This window comes from Curvibacter lanceolatus ATCC 14669 (assembly GCF_000381265.1).
GTDB classification, from domain to species: Bacteria; Pseudomonadota; Gammaproteobacteria; order Burkholderiales; family Burkholderiaceae_C; genus Curvibacter; species Curvibacter lanceolatus.
The window spans coordinates 23,424-39,109 of record NZ_KB906268.1 but is presented as its reverse complement, the minus strand read 5'-3'; the positions used below and the strand labels follow the sequence as shown (position 1 = coordinate 39,109).

Genomic DNA, 15,686 nt, shown 5'->3' with positions numbered 1-15,686 from the left:
ATGGAGATCCTCCTGTGAAATGGAACGCCTTGTCATCTGTTGTCGTGTGCTGCCTCATTGCGGGGTGCGCTCCTCAATATATTGATGTTCCATCTCCGGTAATCAAAAAGACGTGGGTTCAGCGTGATGTCATTGAAACTCATTCCACTATCGGAAGTACCGATCGGCGTGAGGTTGTGCTTGCTACCGAGACGAAAAATCAATTTTTGAGTCCTGATGAGCGTGTCATCTGGACTTCGGGAATCGATATTTCGAATAGTCGTCTGCAGCGCGGTCAGCAGCGTGGGACCGCTGATCCTATCTCCATTGATGGAGCTGAATCCCGAAAGAGCAATGGCGTCGTGGATATCTACGAATTCGCGGTTGATGGCGCTGAAGTGAGTATCGACTCACTGTTAAAGGTCGAAAAATTCAAGCCCTTGCCCAAGGCGCGGTACTACGTTGAGTTCCTGAACAAGGAAGAAATGTCGGAATCCGGTGTTGACGAAATGATGAGCGCCTGGAGAGGACTGTCCAAGAAGCTGAAGGATCGTGGTATGGATATGTCAAACGTCGTCATGGGCGGTTCCAAGTACGGCCAAGGTGTGAATGAAATTGTCCTGATTCGCGTGGGTAAGTAAATGACAGAAAAGCCGATTCCAAATTACGTGGATGATCAACTCCAGATCTTCTTTTGGGAGGTGGATGAGTTCTTTCCTGCGCTTGTCATCTTCATTGTGATGTTTATGTGGGATCAACTCCTGCTCGGAATGGTTCTCACATTTGTGTTCGTGAAACTCTTCGGTCGCTTTAAAAACAATCGCATGCCCGGGGTTTTGTTTCACATGGTCTGGTGGGTAGGTTCGATGTCAATGAACAAGAGATTTGATAACGGTTCTATCCGGGAGGCAGTCAAATGAAGATGATCACGGCAATGCGCAATATGGGCCAACTTCAGGCCATGACGAAGGCATTGGTCATCTCGAATGTGATCATGTCCTTTGGGCTTATCTATTCAGTCGTCGCATTGAATGGGCAGCGTGACAGAGTGATTCTGGTACCCCCATCCATGGACAAGAAGGCCGAGATCAGCTGGCGCAGTGCAGACAAGGAATACCTCAAGAGCTTTGGCCTGTACATCGCAACACTGGTCGGAAATATTCAGCCCAAATCATCTAGCGTGATCTTGGAGTCTGTTTCTGCATTCATGGATCCCGCCATCTTCAATGAATTTCGGCGCCAGCTCTTGACGCTTATTGAAGATCCGGGTTTCAAGGCTTCCAATTCGACCATCAGCTTTTTGCCTGGGTCGATTCAATACGAGCCTGAAACGGGCCGCGTCTTCGTCACGGGCTCATTGATCACCTCGAATTCTGGAAACCAGAAATACCAAAAGCAGGTTGTCTATGAAATTGGGGCAGATATCCGAGAAGGTCGCCCGTGGGTGACTCACTTCTTGTCTTACGAGGGCAGCGTCCCTCACTCCGTGGGCTGGCATGTGAACAACAGCCAGCACACAGGCAAGCCCATCCCTGACTACGCCATCCCGATCAACCAGCGCAAGTCCAAGGCGGCCACAGACACCGATACCCAGCCAGCGGACCTCTCCGTCATGCGTGACGCTGCCAAGCAAGGGCAGGCCTGGGAGGCTGTGCCTGCAGATCCAGGCAGTGCAGTGATGCCAGCCAATCGCGCTGAGGGCAAAGAAGAAGTCATTGAATCGAAGGAGTCCCGCTGATGTTTCGACGCAACCTGGTGCTGGCCGTTCTGGCAAGCACTTTCACTTTCGGCACTGCCTTCGCCCAGGACAGCGCAGCTCAGGCCCTGAAGGCGAAGGCCGAGGTCCAGAAGACCGAAGCTGCAATCAAAGCAGAGCTTTCCAAGCCAATTTCGGCCCCTCTGGCGGCCAGCGCCCCCGCAAAGGCACCCGTCCAGGCGCCTGCACCTCAAGGCGCAACGGGCGCTGATGGTGGCCAAGGCGCCGGCACAAACCGCTTCATCACGAGACCGGGTACGGGTGGCAGCAAGCAGGTCCGCACGGCCCCCTTGGTGAACCTTCCCGAGGGGCCTCTTGGGAAAGCCCCCGCCGATGTTAATAAGCTGATTGGCGAGGCGCAGAAGGCTGGTGGTCAGCCCCTTGATGCTTTCCAGCGTGAGATCAATCTGCCAGGCCTGAAGAAGGACGATCCCTCCACGCGGCCCTTCGTGCTTCACACCCGCAATGGTGTCAACGAAATCATTCGCCTGTCAGGCCGACTCCCGAACCGGATCGCTACGCCGTTCGCAAAGCCAGTCGTGCTCGATGAGTCCTCTGACGACGAAGGCTCGGCCAAGGTGGTTGGAAGTGATGTCTACCTGCGGCCCCAAGGCGATGGCCCGATCGGCCTGTTCATCGTTGACAGTGCAAACACTGCGCAGTCCATCTCCCTGACGATCATTCCGGCCCAGGACATTCCTGGCCAGAACGTGATCATCAAGCTCGAAGATCTGCGCACGGTCGATTCGCTGGTCAAGACCCCTGCGTCAAGTGAAGAGCAAGACATCACCCAGCCTCGTTCGAATGACTACGTGAGCAACATTCGCTCCGTGCTGACCCAGGCTGTGCGTGGAAAGATCAAGGGCTTCGCGACGGTTCCGATTGAGGGTGGTGTCGCCAAGATGGGATCGATTCAGGTCACTCCTGAATACGCATTCACCGGCTCCACGGTGGACATCTACCGCTATTCCATCAAGAACCTCAGTGGCGAGGTGGTTGACCTGGCCGAAACGGCCTTCTATCGCAAGGGGGTCAAGGCCGTCTCCTTCTTCCCGAACATCTCGCTCAAGCCGGGTGAAGGGAGTTACGTCTTCCTCTTGGCCGACAAGCCCAAGTCCGCTCAATACGACTCTGGGGTGGCGCAATGAGCTTTGCCGCGAAATTCAACAATCTGCAGCCCAACACCCGCCGACTGGTGATGGTTGGGGGTGCGATCTTCATCGTTCTGTCTGTGAGCTGGTTTCTCAGCTCCGCCACGCAGCGCAAATCGTCACGAGTGCCTCGTGCCGAGAAGCCAGAGGTCACCGTGGTTGCCCCTGTGCGCAGCACTGGGGTTGAGCAGTTCAGCGGAAAGATGAATGCGATGGAGAAGCAGCAGGAGGAGCTGAAGAGTCGGATTGAGCATTTCATCAGTGACATGGAAAAGCGCAAGGCCGAAAGACCAGAGGGGTCGCCTGCAGAGTTCAAGGAAAAGAAGGACGACTCTCCGCCTGAATTGACGGCCACGACAACTGTCTTCGACGCTCCGGCCGTCAAAGCTCCGTCGCTTCCACCGCCGCCGCCCATTGCCACGCCCGCAGGGGCTGGTGCAACCCCTGCCGCTCCAAAAATGGCTGGCTCAACTCAACCGGGTGACCCGGGTGTGAAGCCCGAAGCTGTTCCGGCCAAGAAGCGCGGAATTCGCATGATTTCCGAAGAAGGGCTCATGGGGAAGGATGACGCCAAAGAAAAGCTGAACAAGCCTGAAGAGGGCACCAAGAAGCCAGCTGGGCCCCAGTCGGCATTCATTCCTGCCGGGTCGATGTTCACGGGTGTGCTGCTCAACGGCTTGGATGCACCGACATCTGCTGTTGCTCAGAAGAACCCCATGCCCGTGGTCGTGCGGGTCAAGCGCGAGGCCGTGCTCCCAAACTATGCGTCGATCGACGTTCGCGAATGCTTTTTGATGGTCGCTGGCTGGGGCCAGCTCGCATCCGAGCGCGCCATGATGCGCAGCGAAGCCCTGTCTTGCGTGCGAAACGACGGCAACGTCATCGAGAGCAAGCTGGAGGCATACATCGTTGGCACCGATGGCAAGGTCGGTATCCCTGGCACGCTGGTCTCCAAGCAAGGGCAGATGATCGCTCGCTCGCTGATGGCGGGCATGTTGGGCGGCATTGGCCAGACCTTGAACCGTACCCGTGTCCCTGCGTTGAACATCAACCCAACGCAAGAGGGAACGCTCTACCAGTCTGAATCCATCGATCGGATTCTGCAGTCCGGAGTTGCCGGTGGGGTTGGCTCTGCCACCAACATGATTGCCAAGTTCTACCTCGACATGGCCAAGGAAACATTCCCTGTGGTCGAGATCCCTGCCGGTGAGGCCGTCACTGTCGTGGTGACGCGCGGCGTGAGCCTGCCCTTGAAGGGCTCCACGAACCTGCAGCGCTACGTTGATCCCAGTGAGCGCCAGCGCGGCGCCCAGCACGTGGGGGCCAACAACCCCGGCGCAACTCAGCACACCACTGGTATTCCGCAGACAGCCGCCACCAAGCAAATGACCCAAGTCATGGATGCAGCTCGTGAAGCCACGACATCGGCGATCCACGGCAGCGGCGAAGCCCCCAACTTCTCAAACGGCCTCAACTGGTAAGCGCCATGAAATCAACTTTTCGTATCGCCTCTCTGAGTTTCTCGCTGTTGGCAGTTGCCGCCTTGGGCGGGTGCGCCAGCTCACTCAACACGGCAGGCACCTCTGACTTTGCCTGCGACCGCAACAAGACCTGCCCGACGCCCCTTGAGGTTTATTCCGACACCCATTCAACGCCTGGATCGGTGATGGATGGCCGTACCCCGGAAAACTGGAAAGCGGGTGATGGCAAGAAGGCAAACAAGCAGCTGCAGGCGCTTCGCGCGGATCTTCTAAACCTCGGCTCCGAGGGCGAATTCAATGTGGCCGGAGAGCCCGGTGCGCGCCCTCTGCGCGAAGCCTCTCAGGTCATGCGCATCTGGGTTGCCCCATGGGTTGATGGTCAGGACAACCTGAACTGGTCTGGCTATGTCTACACCGAAGTGACCCCCAAACGCTGGAGCTATGGCGAGCAAGAGGTTCGCCACCAGAGCGCCTCTCCCGCTTTTCTCCCCCGCTAATTTCATTTTCCTCAACCCTCCAAAGGAGTCTTTCCCATGAAATCCATGTTCTCCGGCTTCAAGAGCCAGCTGCGCGCCAACAAGGCTCAAGTGGCATCCAACCTCGTTCTCGCAGTCGCCCTGGTGGCCGCCGCCTCTGCGCCGATGACTGCCCTGGCCGGTGCGGGCGGCACCGAGTTTACCCAGGTCTACGACCAGCTCACCGGCTGGTCCAACGGCACGTTGGGCAAGGTGCTGGGCATTGCTGCATTGCTGGTCGGCCTCGGCGTTGGCGTTATCAAGCAAAGCGTGATCGCTGCTGTGGTCGGCATTGCCATGGCGCTCACCGCAGGTTTCGGGCCTGGCGTGATCGATGGCGTGATCTCTGCAGCTGTGGTCATTTCCAACCCCATCTGATCGTCGAAAACCAGCAGTAAGGGGGTTGAATGTCAGCCGTTCTAAAAGCGATGCAACAGGCGGGTCAACGCACTTCGCCTGATGAGTACATTCCGGTGATGGCCTACGAGGAGGAGAGGGGACTGTTCCTCTGTGATGATGGGTATCTCGGAGTTTGCTACTGGGGGAACCCCATCAACGGCGCGGATGACACGACGGTGGACATGCTCAAGGGAGCACTGTCCATGTCGCTCCCGGCTGGATCCTTTATCCAGGTGTCTCTGCTGGGGATGCCAGATATCGATCTGCCTTTGACCCTGTATCGATCCAGGCGAGAAGACGGTATCAACCGAATTGAAAGCCCCATTGCTCGTTCTGCCTTGACGGCCTACTACGAGCGACGGGCAGAATTTCTGTCGCAGTCACGGCATCAATCGAACCTGCCCAATATCGGCGTCAAGATGTTGGATCGAATCGTGATCGTGACGCTCAAAATTCCATTCAAAGGCAAGCTGCCATCGGAGATGGAATGCGACACCATTGCTGAGTCTGGTGCCAAGCTGTCCGAGTCGCTGCAAACGGTCGGTTTGGCGATGCGCCGCATGAACCAAGACGATTACCTGCGCGTGGCCCACCGCTTGACGCACCCGTTTGATCCGCCAAAAACGGATTCGGCGCGAGATGACGAGATGCTCAAGACCCAGGTCTTTGTTCCTGGCGAGTCCATCACTGTTCATAAGGATGCCCTGGAATTTGGAGACGGCACGCACGCTCAAATTCTGAGCGTAGGCCGCTGGCCAAATGAGAATGCCTTCAGCACCATGGCCTACATCATCGGCGATCCGCTTGGGGCCAATAATCAGCTCAAGCTGCCGTATCACATCAACCTCACGCTGCACTACCCAGATCAGTTCGCGAAAACCAGCGCGACCAAGCAAAAGGCGGGGCTGATCAACTACCAGGCCTTCGGGCCGATGTTGCGCTTCGTGCCCAAGCTCGCCTTCAAAAAGAAGGGCATGGATGTACTGGTGAATGCAGTTGAGCGTGGAGCCACTGTCATCGAAGCGAGCCTGACGGTCACCGTTTACAGCAAGGAGCGCGAAGAAGGTTCGCGCCAGCTGGCGGCGCTGCGAACCTACTTGCAGTCCTTCGACTTTTCAACCGGTGAGGAGAAATTCGTGCTCCTTCCGGTGTTCTGGAATGCGTTCCCGCTGTTCCCTACTGTCGAGTCCATCAAAAACCTGTTTCGCTTCAAGACACTGGCGGTAGAGCAAGCCGTAACCTTCCTCCCAATGCTGGGTGAATGGAAAGGCACCTCCAGGCCTGGTCAGAAGGGCGGGTTCGGCTTCATGATGCAGTCCCGCCGTGGGCAACTCATGGGCTTTGACCTGTACGACAGTGCCACCAACATGAACGGCGTTGTCTTCGCAGAGTCTGGTGCCGGCAAGTCATTCTTCACCCAGTTTCTGGTTGCTGAGTATTTGTCCATGGGTGCCAAGGTTTTCGCGATCGACGTGGGCAAGTCCTACTACAAGCAGTGCAAATGGTTGGATGGGTCGTTCATCGAGTTTGGCCATGAATCGACTATGTGCCTGAACCCGTTTTCGACTGTCGAGGATCTGGACGATGAAGTCGGTCTCCTGCAGGCCATCATCGAGAAAATGGCCGCCCCTGAAGATGGCCTTGATGATTACCGCAGATCTCGAATTGAAGAGGCCATCAAGGCCGTTTGGGGGAGTCTGGCTCACTCGATGACGATCTCTGACGTGGCCGACTACATGATCAACCAGCCCGATGAGCGTGTTGTTGATATTGGCCACATGCTGTACCGGTTCACACGAAATGGTAGCGAAGGAGCGTGGTTTGATGGCCGCTCCAACTTGAACCTCAATAAGGACTTTGTGGTCTTGGAGCTTGAAGAGCTGAAGAGCAAGAAGACCCTGCAGCAGGTGGTCCTGATGCAACTGATCGCCGCAATCCAGCGCGAGATGTTCATGTCAAAGGATGGGCGCCCCAAGGTGCTCATCATTGACGAGGCCTGGGACATGCTGGATGACCCCATGGTGGCCAGATTTTTGGAACACGCCTATCGTCGGTTCCGGAAGTATGGTGGGTCGGCCATCATCGTCACGCAGAGCATTGCCGACTTGTATGGCTCTACTTCAGGGAAGGCCATCGCAGCGAACAGTGCCTTCAAGTTCATTCTGCGACAAACGCAGGAGACGATTGAACAATGCGAGAAGGAGGGCTACCTGGCGATCGGCTCCTATGGCTATCACCAACTCAAGACGGTGCACTCCATTCCGGGCAAATACTCCGAGGTGATGGTGTACGCAAACCAGGGGGTGGGGATTGCTCGGCTTGTTCTTGATCGTTGGTCACAGGTGCTCTTTTCCACTTCTGGGACGGAACGAACAGAGGTGATTGATTCGATTGCGGCCGGTGTGGATCCTGTCCTTGCGATCGACAATTACATTGCCCGTCACGGATGAGTCTGCCTCCAAAGCTCTCCATTGATTCCGAGAGTGAATTTCCTCGAATGGAGACGTTAATCGAATTCTTTCAGGGCATATTTTCTAGGTTGGATTCGTACTATTGATTCGCCATTTTGAACATGGGGCGGTTGGCATTTCTCGCAACGTCGAGAGTTCTAGCCGCCCCACAAATGCGATCAATCATGAATCCCAATCCTTCCTCCAATCCATCCCCTGAACCTCAAGTACCAGCTCAAGCAGCTTTGCCTGTAGAAGCAGACCGCTCAGTTAGCGGCATAGCCCCACAAGCTCCAGTGCCTGCGGCAGTAGGAGGTTCAGGCAGTGGCTTCTTTGTGGACATTCTGGTCATGGTGGTGATCGCCGCTCTGGTTTCCGTGGGCATGTCCTACGTCTCGCCGAAGTGGGTTGCGCCACCGAGTGACAAGTTGGCCATTGAGGACATTCTGGTGACGGTCAACTTCGACGCCATCGTCAAAGAGCAGATGCAGGCATTGACCGAGCGGGTGCGCAACGGTGACATCGAGGCCTCCGATATGCCGGCCCGAACAGAGAAGTTCACTCTCGCGCTCATGGACAAGATCAACGCCCAGGCAAGCGAGGGGAAGATCGTCATGCGCGCCGATCAGGTGCTTGCTGCACCAGCCAACATTCCAGACCTCACGGACAAGCTCCGCAAAGAGTTGCGCAGTGAAGGGGTCATGGAGCGCCGCAGCGAGGAATCGTCCAAGTCCAAGGACGCAAAGTGACTTTTCCGGAGCCCGCCGCGCCAGCAGTTCGGCCCTGGCAAAGGATCAAGCTACGCCTGATCAATTGGGTCAAGTGGTTCATGGTCACCAACGTCGTTTCTCTTGGATTCATCGTTTTGGGACTGTGGTTGCTTGGCGCTCACATCGGGCTCGATGTGCAACGCCTGATCGGTCAGCCAGCTTGCATGCCCACCACGGTCTATCTGTGGCGCAACGGCATGGCAGGCCCTCCGAAGGTCGGTGAGTACGTCGTCGCTCGAATGCCGGATCGTGGCTACGCCATAGGGGCTAGGCCTGGGGATCGCATTGTCAAAAAGATCATGGCCGTCACAGGGGACCAGGTGAAGGTATCTGGCACCGAGTTGTTCATCAACGGCAAGCATGTCGATCGTTTGTGGTTGGCCAAGAGCATCCCGGGAAAGGCGCCCGGCGATTTCGATGTGGACATTACCTTGCGGGAGGGACAGCTGTTCCTCATGGGCACCACACAAGAGTCATTCGATTCCAGGTATTGGGGAGCAATTGAACGTGAACAAATCATCGGTAGCGCTATCCCTTTGTTTTAGCCTCATCGGGGCTTTCGCGCATGCGGATCAGGCTTCCAACAAGGCCCCTTGGTTGAACAATGTGCCCAGCGAGGCCTCCATGAGCCGCGTAGAGCCCGCATTGAGGGAGCAGCAGGGGCAGGGCGCAGTCAGGGACTTCCAGATGCTGGGCGGTGCTGAAAAGCCGTGGATGAAGGGCGTCACTGAGCGAGTGCAAAGCGTAGCCCCCAAGGGCGAGGCCGGTACAGGTGCAGACGACTTCGACATCCAGGTGTTCATCTCTACCGGGATGCCCGATGGTGTTTTGCGCGCCTTGTTCCAGCAGGCCCTCACCGAAAAGGATGTGAAACGTATTCGATTCGTGGTGCGTGGGTTTGAACCCCAGAAGGTGGGTGTTCTTCTGGGCAAGCTTCGCAAGCTGCTTCCCGATCCCTACCGGGATGACGTGCTGGTCGAGGTTGATCCCAATGCGTTTCGCACATACGCCATTGAGGCAGTCCCGGTCTTCCTGGTGAAGCAAGAGACCAAGTGGTTCCAGGTCCGTGGCGTGGCCAGCCTTGATGGCGCCAGAGAAATTGCGCGCAAGCGTGGCAAGTACGTCCAGGGTGATCTATTTCCGATCGCTGAGCCAGACATCCTGGCGGTCATCGAAGATCGCGCCAAAAAGTACGACTGGGAACCGGTGCTTCAACGTGCACGTGGGCGAATCGCACAGAACTTGCGACCCGGCTTCGACTTGCCCACGACCAACAAGGACTACACGACCCTGTTTACCCCCACATTCACGGCCCCTCACGACATCTCTGGTCCTGCACCAGGTGGTAAGGTGGAAGTTCTGATTGCTCGTGCTGGCCAGACCTTCGCGCTCCTCGACTACGCACGATTGCAGGTGCCTGTGATCATCTTCGACGCTGGCGACCCTCGTCAGATCAAGATGGTTGCGCAGTGGCTCAAGCGCGCTGAATACAAGGATGCAGATCTGTTTGTGGTTGGCAGAAGTGTCCAACCCAGCGATTCGCGAACCCCCGTCACGCAAGACCTGAACAGGTACTTGAAGCGCCCTATCTACCCAATGCCCCAGCGCCTGAATGAGCGCTTTGGCGTAGAGGCGGTACCAGCCATTGTTGAGCAGGAGGCGAGCAACCTGCGCATTCGCTATTTCAGCCCGGAAGGGAAGGGGAAATGATCTTGTTCAAGCTCATCGTGCGGTTCTGCGCCACGTGTCTGTTGTGCCTGGTCCTTTCATCACATGCGGCCCATGCCGATGATGGTTCAGTCACCAAGAACCTGTCCTGCAACAACTACAGCCCCTTGGAAACGATGTTCAAGGACGTGTGTTGGTCCGGGATGTTCCCATTTCGATTGATGGGCGCTACTTTCATGGACGGGAAGTCCGGTGTGCCAGAGGACGCAAATACCGACATTCTCTGCAAGTGTGGTGGCGATCTGAGCAAGGGGCAATTGCCTCGGATCGGCTTCACCCTGGGCTTTTGGGCACCCTCGAAGATCATGGACGTGACTCGAAAGCCGTATTGCATGCCGTCTCTTGGTGGGGTTCAACTCCCATTCGGAGATGTCGAGTTTCTCAATGGGGGAACCAACTCTGGGCGGGGAGGGCGGGGGGACTACTTTGGCAACTGGGTGCTGTATTCCTTTCCCCTGATTTACATGCTGCGATTGATTGACGATGGGGCGTGCCCGCCTGACGGCATGACCGAGTTCGACCTGCTGCAGGCCAGCCCCTCGTTTCCAAACTGGAACGATGTCCTTGGCCGCTACACAACATTCATCAATCCGGAGATGCTCCTATTCACCGGGGTGACATCACTGGTGGCGCTGCCAATCGATGCTGTCAGCTCATCTGCAGGTAAGCCGATCAACGAGTTGTTCTGGACGGCTGGCGCCTGGGGCCCCATGTACCCCATCACGGGCTTCTACTACGGCAGTCAAAAGACCAAGCAAGACCCGGTGACGTTGAGCAGTCTGACCGCTGTGCGGGGCATCAGCTTGCTGCATCGGCTGGGCCTGCTCAACGAAACAATTGGCAAGTCGAACATGTGCGAGCGAAACCCTCGCTACGTCATCCGCAAAGACGCATATCGATGGCAGTTCCTTGCACCTTCGCCTGAGACGAACGGCCCGATGCCAGGGGCCGCGCCACCAGCTGACACCACCTCCCAGGTGCGTGAGGTCAATCCGCCGACTCGGTTTGGCTCTTGCAATCACGCCACGGGGGCCTCGTCAGCTGGTTGGGGCATGTGGCGTGATGTGCCTGCGACCGGTGAGGACCATTCCTATCTGATTTTCCAATGGACTGATTGCTGCATTGGCATCACTCCCAACTGAAGCACCCAATGACATCCAGCACACGCACCGAGGAGCAGGGTTTTTCGCGTCATCCTGCGCTCATCATTGGTGGACGCTTGATGGTGGCCTGGGCCATGTTTGGTCTTCCCACCACGTCAATGTTTGCCTATGCGCAGGGACTTCCGATTTCAGCTTCGGATGACCAGCTCAAGGCGGCAGCGCAAGCGCGCACAGTGGATGACAACACTGCAGCAAAGCTGATGAACGATCGCGCAGCGAAGTTGATGAGAAGCCAGTACGACGCTGGTTCGGTGCGGACCCCCAACTTGACATCGGACACCACCACCCCGGTTCGTTTGCCCAAAATTGTTGATGATCCAGGCGATGCGGCCCGTGCTGCACAGGCCGCAGGCCGGATCCAGCAGCTCACGCGTCAGCAAATGGTGAACAGTGCCCAAAGCGCAAACGGTATTGCGCAGCAGACGTACGGTCGCGTCGATGCTGCGAACAATCAACTCAATGACCAACGCGTAGAACCCGGTGTCAATCAAACTTCAGGGACTCGGGTGAACATCACTGAAGTCATGCCTGGATACTCCCCAAAGAAGGGGTATGAACTACGCCAACTCGGATCCTCTCTGTATAGCAATCCGGAGCAAATGGAAGCCGTTGCGGCGCAGAACCGGCGCAACCTTCGACACGATGGGTGTCGCAGAACCGATTTCGTGATGCAGTCGCGTCAGACCATTGAGCTGGCGCCTGGATCTGCTGATCACCGCATTCTGAAAGTCGAATTTTTTGACATCCAGAAGGTGGCCATTCCGAATACCAATCCGGTGCAGTATCAGACCATCACCACACCAAGCACCTACAAGCGCGGGTCTGTTGATCTCCAGTACCAGACATTGGGCGGCACCAGCAATGTGATCTGGAAGCAGGTGGATGACACCTATGCCATTCGGTACACATACACCCCATTTACCCAGCCCAAGAGCCGAAACTATTTCACCTACAACCATGTCCTCGGGATCTCGACTGGTGGGGCAATTCAGCGCATTCCCAATGCCATCGCCAGCTTCGGTACTCCCAGTGATGGATGGAAGCCCGCGATCGGGTATTCGATCCCGTTGGGTGTGACCGCCGTCTACCTGTCGGCAGATCTCTATCAGACACAGGTCACGTATTCGGCTCCTGCAGACGGTGTGCCCTGTGCATCTGACCCGCCTCAGCAATGTGAGGTTTCCTCGATCGACGGCGACCTCATCAGGTGGTGTCCTGGGAATCCTGGTGCGAACGTGGTCAACATGTACAACGACACAGCCAATCCCAGCCCTGATCGCTATGGCAAGGACGTGAACGACCAATCGGTGGCGAACGCTCAGCGAAAGGACTACTCAACAGACCTGGCCATTCGAGCTGGCGTGATCCGTGGCGTGAATGCGACCAACAGTGACAAGGCGAAAGAGTTGATCGGTTCATGCCGGCGAGACTCGGTATCGCACATCGAGCAAGTTCAGGGTGGAAGTTACGGCATCCCCGACATCCAGATGTGCTCGGAAACGTTGGTCAATCCGTTCCCGGATGGTTGCCAGGGGATCAAGCGAAGTTTCGGCCTCAGCTATGTGGGTGAGCAAAATTACATGACCGTCCAGGCCTTCAACAAGGTCAAGGTTGCGATCATGGACCCCAAGACCAACAAGCAGGTGGTGGATGCGCAGGGCTACCCTCTGTACACATACAGCAAGGTGCCGATCAACGTCTCAGGTTCGCTGCGAACCGACTTTTCCATCATGGGCGCTGCTACCTGTCCTGCTGGCAGCAACTGCTCGACTGAGAAGTTGCCTGACGATCCGCGCGGCTCCTCGGAAGGAACCTACGTTGAGTATCAACACATCCCCATGGGAGGCGACCCGAAGTTGTTTGTGGTCAACGGTGTGTACCCCCAAGGCGGCGCTACGGGCAACTTCACGGACTACGGAACCTCGGTGGGCTCTTGGACCCCTACAGGCACGCTTGTAGGTGATGGAACTCTCCACGAGGTCCGTCTAATGGCAAAGGTCTACAGCATCACGATCAACGAGTTTGCGGGGTGTCAACGTTACATGCAGTACGCAGCTGACGGGTACTGCCAGGGCGCCAAGTTGTCCTGTACCGATACCGCAGCGACACGGACAGTTGGGGACGTGACATTCGGCCCAGGCCTGCCAAACCATGGCATTGTGGATTTGCTCAAGAAGTGGGGTACTGACGGCTCGGCCATTGTTCCCACCGACTACCAAGATGGCGTGAGCGCTGACCCAAGTCCGAATGGACCTCCGATCAGTATGTTGGATGACCAGATGTGCTGGCAGGCCGATGCGCAGCCCTTCACGAGTTGCGCGACCATGGATGTCTCATCAGGAGGCCTGCGTCAGTTCATGCGGGATGGCCAGAAGTGGGCGACAGATTGCAATGTGACCACAGACCAAAACGATGTTCCGCTTGAAACATCCCCGTCGTGCCGGCGTGATACCGCCCATGACGAATGCGATAACCGGTTCAAGGGTCTTTTCACCGGCCAGTGCTACAACCCTTCCATTGCATACGACTGTGGCATCACCAAGAACGTGCAGATCCCAGTTGTCGTGGAGGAACAGGGGGACTCGTGTTCTGGGGCGATGCGTTGCCTGGGCACGGAATGCCACAGACCCAATCTGTCTGGCACCGGCTCAGTCGATTTTGCAAAGTCAGCATCCGCAATGGAAGCGGTCAATCAGATGGTGAGCGAAATGGTCTGCGCCGAGACCGGTGAGGTGCCCACCAGTGTGGATCAAGCGTGCACCCCATACATCTTTGGCGGAAAGGCTATGTACTGCAAGATCCCCATTGGTTCCTCGATCGGGATTACTCCAAACTGCTGCAAGGAAGCCAGAAAAGGCGCATCTGATGCCCCGAACTGGATGGACTACATGTCAGCCATGATCGGTTTGAACAAGTTGATCCGCTCAGGCCCAGTCCGCCAGGCCCTGGCCAACAGCGATGTCTACAACGGCATATCCCACTCATTGGGGGAGATCTCAGCGCCGGTCACGGACCTCTATCAATCAGCCTCTGGCTGGGTGACCCAGAACATCACGTCCCCATTCCGAGCTGGCTTTGATGGTCTCTTCGGTATGGATGCTCAATCAGATATAGCGCGCCTGGCCCCCGATGCTGGCGCGAAGTCAGGCGCGATTGGGGAGATGATCAAGAACTTCGAGCAGACGCTGTACAGCGGGTTGAACGATGTCCTGCAGAAGATTGGCGGGGATGAACTGTCGGGGATGATTTTCCAGCAAGTTCCTGGTGGAGCCGCAGGCCAACTCGAACTGACGCCCTTCCTTGAGGGTTTTCAAACAGTCATGATGGTCTACTCGATCGCGAAGATCATCGGCCACATCATCTTCGCTTGCAAACAAGAGGAGTTTGAATGGGGTATGAATGACAAGTGGCGACTATGTACAGAAGTCGGGTCCTGTTGTTCAAAAAAGGTATTCTTGATTGGATGTGTTGAAAAGCGTCAACTTTATTGCTGCTACAAATCGATTGTTTCGAGAATCATTAGCACGCAAATCATGACCAAGAACTTGACAGGAAATAGACCATTTGGATTCCGAACTGGTCGTGGCCTGTTCGGGAATGTTTCCTCGCTTGGCGGGTGTGATGTGAATTGTGGTGGGTTCTCAGCCCTGGAGTTGGCCGCCGTCGATTGGTCTAAGGTCGATTTGACCGAGTGGACTGACGTTCTAATCGAGGGAGGTATGTTGAATACAGCCGATCCGAGAACAAATTACGGGATTTCGAAGAACACTATTCAGTCATCCATGGCCATTACGAGAACGCCTGATGCCGCGAGTCAGTATGACAACAAAGTGCCGGCAGTCAAATCAGCGCAGGTGATGTCAGACAATATGGACAAGGTTATCGAATACAACCACGCGTTGAAGGATGATGTGTCAGAGCAGTGCTACGACCAGAACAAGAAGAAAATGCCTTTCACGTATCCTGGTTGCGATACAACCCCACCTTGATCGGGCTTCAGTCAGCACGAGTTGGATGATTCGATCATTTCCCCGAAAGGCCATCATTTAGGAAGTCTTTCGGGGGAAAAAATAAGCCCCTCATTCGTACCATAGGTCTTGCATTTCGCCCTCATAGAGGGCTCTTCTACGCAAGCCCTATGACCTACGCATTCAACCATTGTCACTCCTTGGATTCCGTTGCAACGTGCCGGAAAGGGGGGTGACATGGACCCGAGCTACCCACTGGTTGGTGGTGCACTCATCTGCACTGTCATCGCTGTCATCTTGGTTTCATCCTCCAAGCCCGAGGGGCA

Annotated in this window: 13 protein-coding genes; all 13 read left to right on the top strand. The window is 56.2% G+C overall.

The window, feature by feature from the left end; all coding sequences use genetic code 11:
- Window positions 1-14 precede the first annotated feature (14 nt).
- The 13 genes from F624_RS34980 to traN all read left to right on the top strand — a co-directional run bounded on the left by F624_RS34980 (window position 15) and on the right by traN (window position 15,381).
- The gene (locus F624_RS34980; protein WP_157443582.1) at window positions 15-620 is read left to right on the top strand and encodes a hypothetical protein; all 606 of its coding nucleotides are present in this window, start codon (window positions 15-17) and stop codon (window positions 618-620) included.
- Window positions 621-899: a type IV conjugative transfer system protein TraL gene (gene traL, locus F624_RS0122895; protein WP_019576702.1), complete on the top strand. Its 279-nt coding sequence runs from the start codon at window positions 621-623 to the stop codon at window positions 897-899.
- Complete coding sequence (locus F624_RS0122890) at window positions 896-1,717, top strand: TraE/TraK family type IV conjugative transfer system protein (RefSeq protein WP_019576701.1); 822 nt, start codon at window positions 896-898, stop codon at window positions 1,715-1,717. The genes traL and F624_RS0122890 overlap by 4 nt, the downstream gene beginning before the upstream one ends.
- Window positions 1,717-2,883, top strand: coding sequence for a TraK domain-containing protein (locus tag F624_RS0122885; RefSeq protein ID WP_019576700.1), 1,167 nt, complete (start codon window positions 1,717-1,719; stop codon window positions 2,881-2,883). The genes F624_RS0122890 and F624_RS0122885 overlap by 1 nt, the downstream gene beginning before the upstream one ends.
- Window positions 2,880-4,367, top strand: coding sequence for a TraB/VirB10 family protein (locus tag F624_RS0122880; RefSeq protein WP_157443581.1), 1,488 nt, complete (start codon window positions 2,880-2,882; stop codon window positions 4,365-4,367). Before F624_RS0122885 ends, F624_RS0122880 begins: the two co-directional genes overlap by 4 nt.
- 5 nt (window positions 4,368-4,372) lie before the next feature.
- Window positions 4,373-4,864 carry a type IV conjugative transfer system lipoprotein TraV gene (traV, locus tag F624_RS34270; RefSeq protein ID WP_084679613.1) on the top strand — a complete coding sequence of 164 codons (492 nt, stop codon included), beginning with the start codon at window positions 4,373-4,375 and terminating at the stop codon, window positions 4,862-4,864.
- A gap of 36 nt (window positions 4,865-4,900) precedes the next feature.
- A complete protein-coding gene (gene traA / locus F624_RS0122870; RefSeq protein ID WP_019576697.1) occupies window positions 4,901-5,260 on the top strand; it encodes a TraA family conjugative transfer protein in 360 nt (119 codons plus the stop codon).
- 29 nt (window positions 5,261-5,289) lie between these two features.
- Window positions 5,290-7,731: a type IV secretion system protein TraC gene (traC, locus tag F624_RS0122865; protein ID WP_031255942.1), complete on the top strand. Its 2,442-nt coding sequence runs from the start codon at window positions 5,290-5,292 to the stop codon at window positions 7,729-7,731.
- Window positions 7,732-8,081: 350 nt separating this feature from the next.
- The gene (locus tag F624_RS0122860) at window positions 8,082-8,480 is read left to right on the top strand and encodes a TrbI F-type domain-containing protein (protein WP_019576695.1); all 399 of its coding nucleotides are present in this window, start codon (window positions 8,082-8,084) and stop codon (window positions 8,478-8,480) included.
- A gap of 80 nt (window positions 8,481-8,560) precedes the next feature.
- On the top strand, window positions 8,561-9,046 hold the full coding sequence (gene lepB, locus F624_RS0122855; RefSeq protein WP_019576694.1) for a signal peptidase I: 486 nt from the start codon (window positions 8,561-8,563) through the stop codon (window positions 9,044-9,046).
- Complete coding sequence (locus tag F624_RS0122850) at window positions 9,009-10,211, top strand: TrbC family F-type conjugative pilus assembly protein (RefSeq protein ID WP_245573713.1); 1,203 nt, start codon at window positions 9,009-9,011, stop codon at window positions 10,209-10,211. Before lepB ends, F624_RS0122850 begins: the two co-directional genes overlap by 38 nt.
- On the top strand, window positions 10,208-11,371 hold the full coding sequence (locus F624_RS0122845; RefSeq protein ID WP_019576692.1) for a TraU family protein: 1,164 nt from the start codon (window positions 10,208-10,210) through the stop codon (window positions 11,369-11,371). The genes F624_RS0122850 and F624_RS0122845 overlap by 4 nt, the downstream gene beginning before the upstream one ends.
- Before the next feature lie 8 nt (window positions 11,372-11,379).
- Window positions 11,380-15,381, top strand: coding sequence for a conjugal transfer protein TraN (gene traN / locus F624_RS0122840; protein WP_157443580.1), 4,002 nt, complete (start codon window positions 11,380-11,382; stop codon window positions 15,379-15,381).
- Window positions 15,382-15,686: the final 305 nt, after the last annotated feature.

Coding starts and splice junctions, on each gene's coding strand:
- traL (WP_019576702.1), top strand. CDS start 621: ATGACAGAAAAGCCGATTCCAAATTACGTGGATGATCAACTCCAGATC.
- F624_RS0122890 (WP_019576701.1), top strand. CDS start 896: ATGAAGATGATCACGGCAATGCGCAATATGGGCCAACTTCAGGCCATG.
- F624_RS0122885 (WP_019576700.1), top strand. CDS start 1,717: ATGTTTCGACGCAACCTGGTGCTGGCCGTTCTGGCAAGCACTTTCACT.
- F624_RS0122880 (WP_157443581.1), top strand. CDS start 2,880: ATGAGCTTTGCCGCGAAATTCAACAATCTGCAGCCCAACACCCGCCGA.
- traV (WP_084679613.1), top strand. CDS start 4,373: ATGAAATCAACTTTTCGTATCGCCTCTCTGAGTTTCTCGCTGTTGGCA.
- traA (WP_019576697.1), top strand. CDS start 4,901: ATGAAATCCATGTTCTCCGGCTTCAAGAGCCAGCTGCGCGCCAACAAG.
- traC (WP_031255942.1), top strand. CDS start 5,290: ATGTCAGCCGTTCTAAAAGCGATGCAACAGGCGGGTCAACGCACTTCG.
- F624_RS0122860 (WP_019576695.1), top strand. CDS start 8,082: ATGGTGGTGATCGCCGCTCTGGTTTCCGTGGGCATGTCCTACGTCTCG.
- lepB (WP_019576694.1), top strand. CDS start 8,561: ATGGTCACCAACGTCGTTTCTCTTGGATTCATCGTTTTGGGACTGTGG.
- F624_RS0122845 (WP_019576692.1), top strand. CDS start 10,208: ATGATCTTGTTCAAGCTCATCGTGCGGTTCTGCGCCACGTGTCTGTTG.
- traN (WP_157443580.1), top strand. CDS start 11,380: ATGACATCCAGCACACGCACCGAGGAGCAGGGTTTTTCGCGTCATCCT.